This window comes from Buchananella hordeovulneris, from assembly GCF_001907235.1.
Classification (GTDB): domain Bacteria; phylum Actinomycetota; class Actinomycetes; order Actinomycetales; family Actinomycetaceae; genus Buchananella; species Buchananella hordeovulneris.
Map to the genome: position 1 here is coordinate 148,605 of NZ_MQVS01000004.1, position 14,418 is coordinate 163,022.

The window sequence follows — 14,418 nt, forward strand, 5'->3', positions numbered from 1 at the left end:
CGTGGCGGTCTGCTCCTGGACGGCAATCCCCCTGGCGCGCGCCCCCTACCATTGAGGCGACGAAAGGGAACCAATGGCTGGTGGACTAGTTGCACTCCTCGATGACATCGCCACGCTCGCCAAGGCCGCCGCGGCGAGCCTGGACGACGTGGCCGCGGCCGCAGGCAAAGCCAGCGCGAAGGCTGCTGGGGTGGTGGTGGATGACGCCGCCGTGACCCCGAAGTTCGTCGAGGGGGTCACCCCGGCCCGCGAGCTGCCCATCATCCGCAAGATCGCTACCGGCTCGCTGGTGAACAAACTGGTGTTCATTCTGCCGCTGCTGCTGATCCTCTCCCAGTTCGCCCCCTGGCTGCTCACGCCGCTGCTGATCCTCGGCGGCACCTACCTGTGCTTCGAGGGTGCCGAGAAGGTGCTGGAGAAGTTCACGGGCCACGCTCACTCCACCGCCAGCGAGGTGGAGGCGAAGGATGAGAAGACGGTGGTGCGGGGCGCGATCGTCACCGATTTCATCCTGTCGTTCGAGATCATGGTGATCGCCCTGAACGAGGTGGCCGACAAGTCTCTCGGCATGCGCGCTGCCATCCTCGTCGTGGTCGCCATCTTCATCACCGTCGCCGTCTACGGGGTCGTCGGGTTGATCGTGAAGATGGATGATGTCGGCCTGGCCCTGACCACGCGGCCGCAGCCGAGCGCCCAACGTCTCGGGCATGCCCTGGTGGCCGCCATGCCGAAGGTGCTGGCCGCCATCAGCGTCATCGGCACGGCGGCCATGCTGTGGGTCGGCGGGCACCTGGTGGTGGCGAATCTCGCCCAGGTTGGCTTGCCGTGGTTTGCGGACGTGGCGCACGCCGCGGCGCACGCCGCTGGCCACCTACCGTTGGGCGGACTGGCCGCGTGGGTGGCTGACACCCTCGTGTCGCTGGTATTCGGGTTGTTGTGGGGCGGCATCTTTGCCGGGCTGGCCCACCTGCTGACGCGGCGGAAGAAGCACTAGCGTGCTACACGCCCTCAGCCACGGCCCGGTCACGGCTCCCCTGCTGGTGGCCTGCCACGGGGTAACCGACTCGGCGGCCAGCTTGGCAGATTTCGCCGCCCGCCTGGCGGGGCGCTTCCACGTGGTGGCCGTCGATTCACTCTCCCACGGGCTCTCGCCCCGTTGGGACGGGGCGGGCGATCCGCTGGCCGCCTGCCTGCGGGCCCTGACAGCCACGCTCGCGCCGTTGGTGGCCACGCACGGGCCTGCCATCCTTTATGGCCACTCAATGGGAGGCGCCCTGGTCAGCCGCCTGGCCGCGGAGCATCCGCACTGGGTGCGCGGCGTCATTGCCGAGGATCCGGCGTGGTTGACACCCGAGCAAGAGGAACACTTCGCCGCCTGGGGCCCGGCGGAGGCCGCCCGGTTGGCGGCCTTCGATCCGCGGGCGGCCCGCGCGCACCTGCAGCAGGCCTACCCGACCTGGCCCGCGCGCGACCTGCCGGGCTGGCTGGCGGCGAAGGCGCAGGTTGACCTCGCGCTGGTGCGCGCCGGGCGGGTCGGCTACCGCGCGCCGTGGGACAGCTGGGGGGCAGACCTGGCGGTGCCCACCGTCTTCGTCACGTCTGACACCCCCGACTGCTTGCTCGGGCCCGCGGGGCTGGCGCGCCTGGCCGCCACCGGCAACCCGCACCTGCGCGGCGAACTGCTGCCGGGCGCCCGCCACTGCGTGCGCCGGGAGAACCCCGAGGCGTTCGCTGCCCGCATCGAGCCCTACCTGGCGGCCTGGAGCCGCACGGATGGCAGCTAGCGCGCCGCCCCCGAGTTTGGCCCAGTTGTACCGTCGCCTGGACGCGGCGGTGGACGTGGGCGACTGGTGGCGGGCCTCCAGCCCGAACTGGTGGCCTGCCGACAGCGAGCTGGAGATCATCGCCGGGGCCATCCTGGTGCAGAACACGGCGTGGGCGGGCGCGGCGCGCGCCCTGGCGGCCCTGCAGGCTGCGGGACTGCTGGCCCCCGCCGCCCTGGCCGCGGTTGGCCCCGAGCTGGAGGAGCTCATCCGCCCCGCGGGATTTATGCGGGCCAAGGCCGCCTCCTTGCGGGCGGCCGCCGCCTGGTGGCGGGACCGCGGGGCGGCAGCCCGGGCTCTGCCCACGGCCGCGTTGCGCACCGAGCTGCTGGCGGTGCGGGGAATCGGCCCGGAGACCGCCGACGTGGTGGCCCTGTACGTCTTTAACCGCCCGGTCTTCGTGTGCGACACGTACGCGCGCCGCCTGCTGGCCCACGTCGGCTACCCTCCCTGGCCTACGTACGCCGCGGCGCACCGGGCACTGGCGCCCCAGGTGGCTGCCACGGAGCTGCCGGTGCGGCAGTGGCAGCACCTTCACGCCCTCATCATTCGGGCCGGGCAGGCCGCCCGCACTGGCGGTTGGCCCGCCGTCCTGGGGGGCGACGGCAGTTAGCATCCGCGCTTGGCTCGGTGGCCAAGGCGGGCCCGCCGCCCGCCGGGCCGCCGCTTAGACCGGTTCGGCCGGCCGCAACTGGTGGGCGTCGATGTACTCCTCCCACTGGTCCGGCAGTGGCAGGCCGGTGATAACGCGGGAGGTGAGGGCCGCGCTGGCCACCAGGGCCAGGCAGGCCGCCAGGGTCAGGCCCGTGACGGTCGGCCCGGCGTTTTCCAGCAGGAAGCCCAGGCCGAGGCTGACGAGCGGCGCGCAGATCGCGGTGCCGAGCCCGGTGGCGGCGAACGTCCGCCCCAGCAGGTGTTTGGGAATCACCAGCATCATGAAGCCACCGAACGACGCGTTGCCCGCCGGCAGCAGGAAGAACAACGGCACCAGCAGCACGAGTTTCAGCCACAGCCACGGCACGAGGGTCACGGCCAGGGTGAGGGGTGCCGGTAGGAAGAACGTGGCGGCCACCAGTTTGCCTGCCGCCACCCGCTCGACGAGCTTGGTGGCGACGGCCGAGCCGACCAGCGCCCCGACGGCGACGGCCGAGTTGAAGAGTGAGGCGGAGACGATCTTGCCGCCCCCGCCGAGGGTGGCTAGTAGCAGGTAGAGCAGGAAGCCGTTGACGAGCGGAAAGAAGAGCACCGACAGCACGGCTATGCGCCGCAGCAGCGCGTGCCGGGTAATCAGCGCAACGCCCGCGAAGGCGGCCGCGATGTTGCCCTCCCGTGCGGGGGCATCGGTCGCGGGCGGTTCCACGGCGGGCGCGTCCAGGGGCTCGCCGTCGGAAGGCGGCAGCGCGAGGGCGTCGGCGGTGTCAGTACCCGCCGCGTCGACGCCAGTGGCGGCCACGTCCGCATCGTCGTTGGCCTGGCCCGCGTCAGTACCGCTATCTACGCCCGCTCCGTTGGCAGTACCCGCGCCCGCGTCAGCGCCCGCGACGTCATCCTGCGCCGCTGTCTTCGCGGGCCGCAGCCGCCAGGCCGCCACGAACCCGACCGCGCTCAGCACCACCTCGGTGACGAAGGTGGCGGCCCAGTGCCAGGTGACCAGCACGCCCGCCAGGGGACCGCCGCCGAGCTCGACGGTGGCGTCGCGCCCCTCGTTGACAGCCATGCGGCGCGGCAGCTCCTGAGCCGGGACGATGTCCCGCAGCCAAATGTCGGAGGCGCTGCCGAGCAGCCCGCCACGCAGAGCCATGATTACCCCGAGCACCAGGAGCAGGCCGAAGCTCAGGCCAAAAACGCTGGCCCAGGCGGTGGCCGCCCCAATGACGACCACCCCGATGGCGGCCTGGGTCAGCACCAGCACCCGCTTGTCGTATTTGTCGACCAGTACCCCGCCGATCAGCAGGCAGGCCCCGCTGACAAACGCCGCCACTGCCGCGATGATGCCCGCCCGGCTTTCCGAACCGGTGGCCAGGAATACGAGCGCCGGGATCGCGAACGCCCGCAGGGCCGATCCCAAGGTGAGGGCTGTATCGGCGGCTAACCAGCGCAGGTAGTTGTTCGTCGAGGGCTGCACGCTGCCTGCTCCTTCTGCCAGCTCAGTACCTGCGGCCGCCAGGACCACCTCGCCCGGGCGGCGTCCGCCTGCGTCCTACCCTACGCCGACCGACTCCGGGCCGCGGGTCCTATGGTCCCGCAGCGGCGCAGCGACCAGCCCGCCCTTGCTCCACCAGCCCACCCCAAATGCACCAGCCCGCCCTCACAACGGTGCAATGAGGGCGGGCTGGTGCCGCAAGGACGGGGCGATTGGCCCCGGGCGGGCTGGTGGGCGCAGGGCAAGGCGGCTACTGCGCGCCGCCGCCGTGCACCTCCTGGGCGAACCATCCAGTGATGGACGTCGGGTGGGTGATCGCCGTGCCGACGACGACGGCCCAGGCCCCCGCCTCCATGGCGGCCCGCGCCTGCGCGGGGGTGTGCACCCGCCCTTCGCAGATCACCGGCTGCTCGAAAGCATCCACCAGCTGCCCCAGCAATTCCAGGTCCGGCCCGGCCGTCTTAGGGCGCTCGCCGGTATAGCCGGACAGGGTGGTCGACAGGATGTCGCTGCCCGCCGCCGCCGCCATCTCGGCGTCGGCGAAGCTGCCGCAATCCGCCATGACGAGGATGCCTTCGTCGTGCAACGCCGCCACCGTCTCGGCGTAGCTGCGGCCGTCCGGGCGCGGACGGCGCGTGGCATCCAGAGCGACGATGTCTGCCCCGGCCAGGGAGCAGGCGCGCGCGTGGCGCAGGGTCGGGGTGATGTAGACCCCTTCGTCTCCCTCCTTCCACAAGCCGATGACCGGCACCTTCACCTGGCCCTTGATGGCCGCGATGTCAGCCAGCCCCTGGCAGCGGATCGCCGCCGCCCCGCCCTGTTCGGCGGCCAGTGCCATGCGGGCCATCGTGGCCGGGTCGCGCAGCGGCTCCCCCGGGTAGGCCTGTACCGAGACGATCAGCTTGCCCTGCAGGGCGGAAATCATTGCTATTCCTTTCCGTAAGCGACCGCACCGAGCAGCGGCGCATTGTCTCCCAGCTCGCCCACCACCACGGGGGTGGCGGCGGCCAGGTCCATGGCGCTGGCGGCGTAGCCCGCCCGCAGCGCCTCCCACCAGGTGGGTCCGGACCGCGTCATCGACCCGGACAGGATGATTACCCCCGGATCGGCGAAGTTGGCGACCGAGGCCAGCAACTCCCCGAGCGCGAAGGCCGAGTCGCGCATGATGGCGCGGGCCGTCTCCTCCCCCGCCTCCGCGCGCTCGTCTAGCGTCTTGCCGTCGATGGGCTGCCCGGTGCGCGCCTGGTATTGGGCGCACACCCCCGAGCCCGACGCGAGCGGCTCAATATGGCCGGTGCGGCCGCATGAGCAGGCCAGCCCGGCGGCGGCCCCCACACTCATGTGCCCGAAGTGACCTCCGAGGTGGTGGTCACCCGTCAGCACTTGCCCGTCGACGACGAACGCCCCGCCGATACCGGTGCCGACCGCCACCGTGAGGGAGGAGGCGTAGTCGCGCCCCGCCCCCCAGGTGGCCTCCCCCAGGGCGTGCGCGTGTACGTCGCCCAGCACCGCCACCGGCAGGCCGCTGGCGGCCGCCAGCGCCCCCCGAATGTCGGTCCCCGCCCAGCCGGGCAGCAGGTCGGTGGCGGAGAGCACCCGCCCGTCGGCGATCACGCCGGCCGCGGCCACCACGATCGAGTCGTAGCCAGCAAACAGCCGCAGCGTCGAGACGACGCGCTCCAACACGTGTTGCGCGCCCGCCGCGGCCTCGGTGGGCAGGGCGTGAGAGGCGACGACGTCGCCCCCCACCACCAGGCCCGCCCGGATCTTGGTGCCGCCGATGTCGATCGCCAGCGTGGGCATCAGGCCTCCAGCAGCCCGTTGCGCACCAGGACGGCCCGCACGCCTGCCACCGACTCGCCCGTCAAGCGCGCCACCGGTTCCGGCATCTGGTTGGTCTCGAAGACCCCCAGCAGTTGCAGGGCCGTCTTGAAGGCTCCGACCCCCGCGCCGTAGCCGGAGATGCCCTGCGCGGCGAAAACGATCCGCATCAGGTCCGCCAGGCGGTCCTGCTCGGCGCGCACGGTCTGCCAGTCGCCCGCCTGGTAGGCGTCCCACTGCCGCACGTACCCGGCCGGGTCGACGTTGCCGAGGCCCGGCACACACCCGTCGGCTCCCGCCAGGTAGGCTCCGTCGACCACGACCTCGTGCCCGGTCAGCAGCGTCAGCGGCGAGCCCGCCGCCCGGTTGGCGGCCACCAGGAACCGGAACGACACGTCGTCCCCCGAGGAGTCCTTCACCCCTTGGATGATGCCGTCGGCTGCCAGGCGCATCAGCAGGTCCACCGATAGTTTGACGTGCACGCACACCGGGATGTCGTAGGCGTAGATCGGCAGCTGGGTGGCGGCCCGCAGGGCGCGGAAGTGGCGCTCCACCTGCGCCTCACCGCCCAGCGCGTAGAACGGGGCGGTGGCCACCACTCCGTCCACCCCCAGCTCTTCGGCGTCCCGAATATGTTCGATGACCCGCTCGGTCTGGGTGTCGATGACACCGGCCAGAATCGGCACCCGGCCCGCGGTGATGCGCACCGCGGCGGCCAACACTTCGCGGCGCCGGGTCGTCGTTGAGAAGGCCACCTCCCCGGAGGAGCCGAGCACGAACAGGCCATGCACTCCGGCAGCTAGCTGCCGCTCAATGTTGCGGGCGAACGACGCTTCGTCGAACCGGCCAGTTTCGGTCAACGGCGTCACAACGGGCGGGACAACGCCCCGCAAAACAGTAGTCATTACTGAGACTTCCTTGGTTCAGAGTGTGGGGTGGAGCAGGGAGGGGGCCGCCCCGAGCAGAGTGCGGGTGTAGGGGTCTTGCGGGTCGGCCAGCAGCTGGGCTGCCGGGCCTTCCTCAACAATGACCCCCCGGTTCATCACCACGATGCGATCCGAGACGTACCGCACCGTCTGAATGTCGTGGGAGATGAACACCATGGCCAAGCCCAACTCGTCTTTCAGATCCGTGAGCAGGTTGAGGATCTGGGCGCGCACCGACACGTCCAGGGCGCTGGTCGGTTCGTCGGCGATGATCGCGTCGGGATTGAGGGACAAGGCCCGCGCGATGGCGACACGTTGACGTTGCCCGCCGGAGAGCTGGCCCGGCAGGGCGTGCAACGCGCTGTCTGGGAGACCCACCATGGCGATCAAGTCGCGCACGCGGGCTTGTCGCTCTTCCTTTGTGCCGATCTGGTGGACCAGCAACGGGTCGAGCAGTTGGTCCCGCACCAGCATGCGGGCGTTCAGGGCGGTGGCGGGATCCTGGAAGACCACGGAGACCACCCGGCCGATCTGACGGCGATGCGCCGCGGTGCGTTTGGTGACCTCCTCTCCCTTAAAGAACACCTGCCCGGCCGTCGGGAAGCGCAGCCCACACATGACGTTGGCGGTGGTGGACTTGCCGCAGCCCGATTCGCCGACGATGCCGATGGTCTCGCCGGGCATGAGGGACAGGGAGACCCCCGCCACGGCGTGCACCTTGTGCGGCCGCAGCAGGCCACCGGTGCGGGCGTTGAACGTCACGTGGACGTCGCGCAGTTCGATGATCGGGGTCGGGGCGGTCATCGCTGCTCCTCCTTGATTGCTTGCCCGGTGAACGGGTCGAGGCGGTGGCCGTCGTCGTTCACGGTGGCGGCGTAGTAGTGCTCAGCCTCGCCCACTTGGACACGCACCGGCGGCTGGTGCAGGCCGATACCGGGGTGCGACGAACGCGGGGCGAAGCGGTCGCCGACGGGGAAGTCCCGCGGCGAGGGCACCGTGCCGGGCACCTGGTGCAGGCGGCCCGAGCCGGCCTCGATGGACAGCACCGAGCCGAGCAGACCGCGGGTGTATTCGTGGACCGGGTTGGTCAGCAGCTCCGAGGTGTGGGCCTGTTCCACTACCTGCCCGGCGTACATCACCGTGATGGAGTGCGCCACTTCGGCCACGAGCGCGAGGTCGTGCGAGACGAAGACCATGGCGAAGCCCAGCTGGTCCCGCAGCGAGTTCAGCAGCTCGATGACCTGCTTTTGGACCGTCACGTCCAGGGCCGTGGTCGGCTCGTCGGCAATGATCAGCTTGGGGTCGCGGGTCAGGGCCATAGCGATGAGGACGCGCTGGCGCTGCCCCCCGGACAGCTCGTGCGGGTAGGAGTCCAGGGTGCGTTCCGGGTCAAGTCCCACCAGTTCCAGCAGTTCGTGGGCGGTGCGGGTGCCACCGCGGTTGGTCAGCTGCTTCATCTGGGACCGGATCAGCATTGCCGGGTTGAGCGAGGACAGGGCGTCCTGGTAGATCATCGCCAGCTCGTGTCCGAGCAGCGCCTGGCGTTCCTGCGCCGACATCTGCAATAGGTCGCGGCCCTGATAGCGGATCTCGCCGCTGATTTCGGCCCGCGGGTCGAGCAGCCCCATGATGGCCAGCGAGGTGATGGACTTCCCGCACCCGGATTCGCCCACCAGTCCCATGGTTTCGCCTTCCCGCACCGTGAAGGACACGCGGTCGACGACGTTGACGTTGCCGTGGCGGGGGAACTGGATGCACAGGTCCTTGACCTCCAGCAGCGGGGTTGCCGCCGCGGCGGGGACGAACCGGTCGGTGCGCCGTTCTTCGACGGCCCGCAGCGCGTCCAGGCGCTCCTGCAGGCTCTCGGCCTGGGCGGCGTGCGCCTTGACCGGGTCGATCAGCAGCTGATCGGCCTCGCGCTCGGCGTCGGCCCGTGGGGCGTCGACCACCTCGCCCTTGGGGGCGGCCACCATCGCGTCGGTGATGCCCTCGGACAGGATGTTCAGGCACAGCACCGTGAGCATGATCAGGAGCCCGGGGAAGACCGCCTGCCACCACACCCCGTTGCGCAGACCGTTTTGCGCCGAGGACAGGATGTTGCCCCAGGTGGCCACGTCGCCTTCGTTGAAGCCGGCACCGATGAAGTTCAGCGAGGCCTCCAGGATGATCGCGTCGGCCACCAGCACGGTGGCGAAGACCAGCACGGGCGCGGCGGTGTTGCGGGCCACGTGCTTGATCAGGATCCACGGGGCACGGGCCCCGGAGACGACGACGGCGTTGACGTAGTCCTCCCCGTAGGCCGCCAGCACGTTGGCCCGCACGATGCGGGTCAGCTGCGGCACGTAGACGGCGGCGATGGCGCAGGTGATGACGATGGTCATCTGCAGGCGGCTTTCGGGGTTCTGGAATGCCAGGACCGACACGGCCGCCAGGGCGATGCCGGGGACAGACATCATTACGTCCATCAGGCGCATGATGAACTCAGACAACCACTTGCGCACCACGGCCGCAATCGAGCCGATGATCGCCCCCAGCACGAGCGCGATGGCGGTGGCAGCCAAGCCGATGCCGAGGGAGTAGCGTCCCCCGTGGAGCACCCGGGTGAAGATGTCGCGGGAAAACTGGTCAGTACCGAACCAGTTGCTGCCGCTGGGGGCCAGCCACTTGCCGAACTCGGTGGAGGTCGGCGAGATGCTGGTCAAGAACGGGCCGATCAAGCTGGCCAGGAAAATGGCGCCCAGCAGGAGGGTGGCGATCCGGGCGCCCAGGCTCATGGCCGCCCACCGGTTCACGCGCACCCCGGGACGGGCCGCTTTGTCAATCTTGTTCTTACGCATGACTAGACCGCCCTAATCCGCGGGTTGATGAGGACATAGAGAAGGTCGACCAGGATGTTGACCACGATGAAGGCGATGGCCACCACGACGGTGGCGCCCTGCACCACGGTCACCCAGTTCTTCTCCATCCCGTCCAACAGCACCTGCCCCATGCCGCGCAGGTTGAAGATGATCTCGATGATGACCGCGCCCCCCATGAGGTAGCCCACGCGCAGGCCGAGCACGGTGACGGGGGTGATCAGAGCGTTGCGCAGCACGTTGCGCCCCACCACCACGCGCTTGGGGATGCCGGCGCCGAGGGCCGTGCGCACGTAGTCGCGGTCGAGTTCCTCCACCATGGAGGTGCGCACCACGCGGGTCAACTGCCCGATGACCGGCACTGCCAAGGCGATAGCGGGCAAGAGCAGGCGCTGGAACCAGCCGGACGGGTCTTCGGAGAACAGCGGCATCTTGCCGGAGACCGGCAGTACGCCCGCGAAGCCAATGACCAGCATCATGGCCAGCCAGAAGGAGGGGGTGGCGATGGTGGCCACCGAGAAGAAGCGAATGGCCTGGTCCTGCCACTTGTTGCGGTAAATGGCGGCGATGATGCCGAGCGGGAAGGCGACCAGGATCGCCACCAGCAGGCCGAGGAAGGTCAGCTGCATGGTCAGCGGCAAGGCCTCGAAGACCTTGTCGGCGACGCTGGCCTGGTTTTGCCCGTAGGCGCCCAGGTCACCCTTGACCAGGTTGAGCACGTAGTTGCCGAACTGGACGAGCCACGGGTCGTTCAAGCCGTACAGCTCGCGGTAGGCGTTGAGCTGCTCGGGGGTGGCGTTCTCCCCCAGGGCGGCGTAGGCCGGGTCGATGGGTGACAGGGACATGAGCACGAAGACCAGGAAGGTCACCCCGAGCACCATCACTGGCAGGGCCACCAACCTGCGCCCTATCAGGCGAAAGAGGTTGTACACGAGCCGTTACTCCTTATATTGCGGCAACGGCAAGGAGGGGCGGGGATGCAAGGCCCCGCCCCTCCTTGCTAGTTGGGGTTGTGTGCGGCGTGTGCCGCTGGCACTACTTGGTGGCTGCGCCCAGCAGGTACAGACCGGTGGTGCCGATGCCGCCGACGTTGGCGAGCTTGTCGCCGTTGTAGCCGGTGGCCAGCACGCGGTGGAACAGCGGGTAGATGACGGCCTGCTCGGCCACGAAGTCCTGCACCTCGCCCCACTTGGCCTTGGCGGCGTCGCCCTCCAGCTTGTTGGCCTCGGCCATCATGGTCTGCAGCTTGGCGAAGTTCTCCGGGTCGCCGGTCTGCCAGAAGGAGCGCTTCTTGGTCCAGCTGTTGTCGCCGAGCCACCAGCCGACGATCAGGCCCGGGTCGTTGCCGAAGACCGACGGGTCACCGGGCGCGAGCGCCACGTCGAAAGTCGGCTGCTCCACGTCGAGGTTGTTCTCGTACAGCGAGGACGAAGCCTCGGCCTTCAGGGTGACCTTGATGCCAATGGCCTCTAGGTCGTTCTTGATCTGCGGGGTCAGGCCCTCCACCCACGGGTGGTCGGTGGACAGCAGGGTGATGGACAGGTCACTCACCCCGGCCTCCGCCAGCAGCGCCTTGGCCTTTTCCTGGTCGTGCTTGAAGACGGTCTTGGCTTCCTTGTGCATCGGGTGGTTGGTGGCCAGGAACGAGTTGGCCGCGATGGCTTCCCCGGACATGTTGTCGGTCACCAGCTTGTCGGTGTTGATGGCGTAGTGAATCGCCTGGCGCACGCGGGCGTCGTTGAAGGGAGCCTTGGTGGTGTTGAACAGCAGGAACGGCATGTTCTGGCTGGGCACCTTGTCGACGGTCATCCCGGCGCTCTCGACGGCGGAGATGGCGTCGGCGGGGATGGCCTCCATGACGTCAATGACACCGGTCTCGGCGGCCGTGGTGCGGGCGTTGTCGTCCTTCAGCACGCTCCACCGCATCTTGTCGGCCCCGGCCTTCAGCTCACCGTTGTAGTGCGGGTTGGGCACGGCGACGATTTCGGACTCGTTGATGGACTCATACATCCACGGACCGGTGCCGATCGGCAGCTTGGTGAGGTCGTCGTCGGAGGCGGCGGCCGGCACGATCTTGACGATGGTGAGGCGGGACTTGAATGCCGCGAAGGGCTCCTTCAGCTTGATGCTGACGGTCTTGTCGTCCTTGGCTTCAACCTTGTCGACGAAGCTGAGCATGGAGGCGTACAGGTTGCCTTCGGCCATGGAGCGCTCGAAGGACTTCACGACGTCGGCGGTGGTGACGTCAGTGCCGTCGGAGAACTTGGCACCGTCGCGCAGGGTGATCTCGTATTCGGTGTCCGAGATCTTCTTCGGCTCGTCCTCGGCGGCCAGGGCCTTGTAGACCGAGTAGTCCTTCATGTTGAGCTGGTAGAGCCCCTCCACCACGTGCCAGTTGGTGCCCATGGCGAGGGCGGAAGAGGTGGTGGACGGGTGGTAGTTGGTCGTCTCGTAGGCCACACCGGCCACGATCTCGCCACCAGCGCCGCCCTCAGGGGCGGCTTCGGTCTGCGTGGTCTGCTCGCCGGACGCAGTTGCCTTGTCGGTGGTCTCGGTCTTGCCGCCACAGGCGGACAGGCTCAGGGCCACCGCGGCCGAGACCGCGATAAGGCCAGAAACACGATGCTTCGCGAGGCGCATAGCATCCTCCCCTTTGAGAATTCGTCATACATCTGACATGTGGCGGCAGGTCGCCGCGCGTCGAACGATACAACCGCACCCCGACGGACGCAACTCCCTTTTTTCGCCCACTTCTGGCTAAAACCAGACGACAGTCGCCCGCCGCCTGCCGCAATCCCCGCAATCGCAACGCTCACCGGTGGGCAATGTCGCCCCCGTCACCACGCACATTTCGCTCACTTGTCAGACATCTGTTACGATCTCGTTATGCCGCCCGACGAAGAGCGAGTTGCTCTTATGCCCCCGTTACCCCGTCCCAGCCAGACGGGGACTTTGCCGTTGGCGGCCTCCCGCTCACAGGCCACGATGGAGGCCATCGAGAGCTACATCCTCGCTCGCAAGCTGAAGCCTGGCGACCCGTTGCCCACCGAAGCCACCCTGTGCAACGACCTCGGGGTATCACGCTCTTCGGTGCGCGAGGCACTGCGCCAGCTGCAGGCCCTGGAGATTGTGAGCGTGCAGCAGGGCCGGGGCGCCTTCGTCGGCGACATGTCGCTGCGTCCCCTCGTGCGGGCCCTCCTGTTGCGTTCCTCCATCGCCCCCGACTCTTTCGAGGCCCTGACGGAGGTGGTGACCGTTCGCCGCGTGCTGGACCTCGGCCTGGCCACCGAGATCGTGGGGGCCATGGCCGGCACCCGCAACAACGACCTGCACGAGCTGGTCGACCGGATGGTTACCAAGGCCGAACAAGGGCAACGTTTCATGGACGAGGACATCGCCTTCCACCAGGGGTTGCTGGCCAAGGTCGATAATCTCCTGCTGGCCCAGTTGGCTTCGGCCATGTGGCTAATCCACATGACCGCCCTGCCGTCGTTGCCCGGGGAGCACGCCGAACTGACAGGACTGGTCGACACAGCCCGCGCCCACCGCTCGATGCTGGTGGCCGCCGAGTCCGGGGATCTCGCGGGTTACCAGAATGCCGTCGAGGCACACTACGCCCCGCTCCTCACCGCCATCAGCCAAGTGCGGTAGGCGCGCGGCTGCGACGCCGCTTCCGGAGCGCCTAGACTGCCGCAATGACAGCCAGCACCGCCGCCCTGCCTCTGGCGCGCCGCCGGGAAGTGTCGCTGTTGCGCCTCCTGGCGCAGGGCGTGGCTACCCGGCCTTTTGCCTCTGCCGTTGACGCCGCCCGGCACCTGACCTGTGTCCAGGGGCAACAGCTGCCCGCCGCCTTGCGCGCCCTGGCTTTACGTTCCGCCACCGGCGCTGCCCCACCCGCCGCGGCACTAGCGGCGGGGCAACTCGTGCGGGGCTACCCCATGCGCGGCACGCTGTTCCTCACCGCGGCCGCCGACTTGGCCTGGATGACGGAGCTAACCCGCGACCGGCAACTGGCGGGGCTTGCCAGTTCGCTAGCGCACCGCTCGTTGACCGTGCAGCAGCTCACGGCCCTGGCCGATCGCGCCCACGCAGTGCTGGCCGACGGGCCGCTGACGCGCGCCGACTTTGTCAGGCGCCTGTTGCCCACCCAGAGTCCCGCCGTCTACCACGTGTGCATCACGCTATTGTTGACGGGCGATATCGTCTACGGCCCGCTGGACGGCAAAGAGCAGCTGGTGGCCGACGCCCACACCTGGCTACCGCGGGGCAGCGACCTCGCCGGGCGCTTTAATGGCGACGCCGACGCCGCCACCGCACACTGGCTGCACCGTTACCTGTGGGGACACGGGCCCGCCACCCTGCGCGACTTTGCTTGGTGGAGCAAGCTCCCCCTGACCCTGCTGCGGCGCCTGGAGCCGACGGCCACGGCCGGGCTGGAAAGCTACGGCACCGACGCGCGCGCCGAAACGCTGTGGGGCGCGCCGGGCTTGGGCGACCAGCTGACGGCGGCCCGGGCGGCCTGCCGGGCAGCACACCTGCTGCCGGCCTTCGACGAGGTGGTGCTCGGCTACCCGGATCGCCTGCTGCTGGCCGACGCCGCCGAGCTGCGCCAGGTGGTACCAGGCAACAACGGGGTATTTCGCGCGACCATGCACCGGGCCGGGCGACTCGTGGGCACGTGGCAGGCCGCCAGGCGCGGGGAGGTCGAGTTGGTGCCCTTCGCGCCACTGTCGGACAGTGCGCGGCGCGACTTTGCCCGCGCCGCCGCGGCCTTGCCCCGCTGACGGCAAGCCCATGGCCCGCCGCCCGGCGGCCTAGCGGCCAAGTATCCGTTGCAGGAAACCTTTGGA

General features: G+C 69.3%; 13 protein-coding genes. 5 read left to right on the top strand and 8 right to left on the bottom strand.

All coding sequences use genetic code 11. From position 1 onward, the window contains the following. Positions 1-73: 73 nt before the first annotated feature. From BSZ40_RS05370 to BSZ40_RS05380, 3 genes are read left to right on the top strand one after another with little or no spacing between them, the layout of a single operon-like run. Positions 74-994: a DUF808 domain-containing protein gene (locus BSZ40_RS05370; protein WP_073824055.1), complete on the top strand. Its 921-nt coding sequence runs from the start codon at positions 74-76 to the stop codon at positions 992-994. A gap of 1 nt (position 995) precedes the next feature. Next, a complete protein-coding gene (locus BSZ40_RS05375) occupies positions 996-1,784 on the top strand; it encodes an alpha/beta fold hydrolase (RefSeq protein ID WP_073824057.1) in 789 nt (262 codons plus the stop codon). Then, the gene (locus tag BSZ40_RS05380; protein ID WP_073824059.1) at positions 1,774-2,436 is read left to right on the top strand and encodes a hypothetical protein; all 663 of its coding nucleotides are present in this window, start codon (positions 1,774-1,776) and stop codon (positions 2,434-2,436) included. Before BSZ40_RS05375 ends, BSZ40_RS05380 begins: the two co-directional genes overlap by 11 nt. Before the next feature lie 54 nt (positions 2,437-2,490). On the opposite strand, the gene BSZ40_RS05385 is transcribed toward BSZ40_RS05380, so the two are convergent. The 8 genes from BSZ40_RS05385 to BSZ40_RS05420 all read right to left on the bottom strand — a co-directional run bounded on the left by BSZ40_RS05385 (position 2,491) and on the right by BSZ40_RS05420 (position 12,208). Then, on the bottom strand, positions 2,491-3,948 hold the full coding sequence (locus BSZ40_RS05385) for an MFS transporter (RefSeq protein WP_073824061.1): 1,458 nt from the start codon (positions 3,946-3,948) through the stop codon (positions 2,491-2,493). Between the two features lie 268 nt (positions 3,949-4,216). After that, entirely contained in the window at positions 4,217-4,891 is a 675-nt protein-coding gene (locus tag BSZ40_RS05390; protein WP_073824063.1) for an N-acetylmannosamine-6-phosphate 2-epimerase, read from the bottom strand. A 2-nt stretch (positions 4,892-4,893) separates the two neighbouring features. Further along, positions 4,894-5,769, bottom strand: coding sequence for an ROK family protein (locus BSZ40_RS05395; RefSeq protein ID WP_073824064.1), 876 nt, complete (start codon positions 5,767-5,769; stop codon positions 4,894-4,896). After that, on the bottom strand, positions 5,769-6,692 hold the full coding sequence (locus BSZ40_RS05400; RefSeq protein WP_073824066.1) for a dihydrodipicolinate synthase family protein: 924 nt from the start codon (positions 6,690-6,692) through the stop codon (positions 5,769-5,771). The genes BSZ40_RS05395 and BSZ40_RS05400 overlap by 1 nt, the downstream gene beginning before the upstream one ends. A gap of 18 nt (positions 6,693-6,710) precedes the next feature. After that, a complete protein-coding gene (locus BSZ40_RS05405; RefSeq protein WP_073824067.1) occupies positions 6,711-7,517 on the bottom strand; it encodes an ABC transporter ATP-binding protein in 807 nt (268 codons plus the stop codon). Continuing rightward, positions 7,514-9,550, bottom strand: a complete 2,037-nt coding sequence (locus BSZ40_RS05410) for a dipeptide/oligopeptide/nickel ABC transporter permease/ATP-binding protein (RefSeq protein ID WP_073824069.1) — start codon at positions 9,548-9,550, stop codon at positions 7,514-7,516. The genes BSZ40_RS05405 and BSZ40_RS05410 overlap by 4 nt, the downstream gene beginning before the upstream one ends. A 2-nt stretch (positions 9,551-9,552) precedes the next feature. After that, positions 9,553-10,500 carry an ABC transporter permease gene (locus BSZ40_RS05415; protein WP_073824070.1) on the bottom strand — a complete coding sequence of 316 codons (948 nt, stop codon included), beginning with the start codon at positions 10,498-10,500 and terminating at the stop codon, positions 9,553-9,555. A 103-nt stretch (positions 10,501-10,603) separates the two neighbouring features. Next, positions 10,604-12,208 carry an ABC transporter substrate-binding protein gene (locus BSZ40_RS05420; RefSeq protein WP_073824072.1) on the bottom strand — a complete coding sequence of 535 codons (1,605 nt, stop codon included), beginning with the start codon at positions 12,206-12,208 and terminating at the stop codon, positions 10,604-10,606. Positions 12,209-12,454: 246 nt separating this feature from the next. Between BSZ40_RS05420 and BSZ40_RS05425 the strand changes: the two genes are divergently transcribed. Both BSZ40_RS05425 and BSZ40_RS05430 read left to right on the top strand, forming a co-directional pair. Beyond that, positions 12,455-13,219, top strand: a complete 765-nt coding sequence (locus tag BSZ40_RS05425) for a FadR/GntR family transcriptional regulator (RefSeq protein WP_245793867.1) — start codon at positions 12,455-12,457, stop codon at positions 13,217-13,219. 44 nt (positions 13,220-13,263) lie between these two features. Next, the gene (locus BSZ40_RS05430) at positions 13,264-14,352 is read left to right on the top strand and encodes a DNA glycosylase AlkZ-like family protein (protein WP_073824076.1); all 1,089 of its coding nucleotides are present in this window, start codon (positions 13,264-13,266) and stop codon (positions 14,350-14,352) included. Positions 14,353-14,418: the final 66 nt, after the last annotated feature.

Coding starts and splice junctions, on each gene's coding strand:
- BSZ40_RS05370 (WP_073824055.1), top strand. CDS start 74: ATGGCTGGTGGACTAGTTGCACTCCTCGATGACATCGCCACGCTCGCC.
- BSZ40_RS05380 (WP_073824059.1), top strand. CDS start 1,774: ATGGCAGCTAGCGCGCCGCCCCCGAGTTTGGCCCAGTTGTACCGTCGC.
- BSZ40_RS05390 (WP_073824063.1), bottom strand. CDS start 4,891: ATGATTTCCGCCCTGCAGGGCAAGCTGATCGTCTCGGTACAGGCCTAC.
- BSZ40_RS05395 (WP_073824064.1), bottom strand. CDS start 5,769: ATGCCCACGCTGGCGATCGACATCGGCGGCACCAAGATCCGGGCGGGC.
- BSZ40_RS05400 (WP_073824066.1), bottom strand. CDS start 6,692: ATGACTACTGTTTTGCGGGGCGTTGTCCCGCCCGTTGTGACGCCGTTG.
- BSZ40_RS05405 (WP_073824067.1), bottom strand. CDS start 7,517: ATGACCGCCCCGACCCCGATCATCGAACTGCGCGACGTCCACGTGACG.
- BSZ40_RS05410 (WP_073824069.1), bottom strand. CDS start 9,550: ATGCGTAAGAACAAGATTGACAAAGCGGCCCGTCCCGGGGTGCGCGTG.
- BSZ40_RS05420 (WP_073824072.1), bottom strand. CDS start 12,208: ATGCGCCTCGCGAAGCATCGTGTTTCTGGCCTTATCGCGGTCTCGGCC.
- BSZ40_RS05425 (WP_245793867.1), top strand. CDS start 12,455: ATGCCGCCCGACGAAGAGCGAGTTGCTCTTATGCCCCCGTTACCCCGT.
- BSZ40_RS05430 (WP_073824076.1), top strand. CDS start 13,264: ATGACAGCCAGCACCGCCGCCCTGCCTCTGGCGCGCCGCCGGGAAGTG.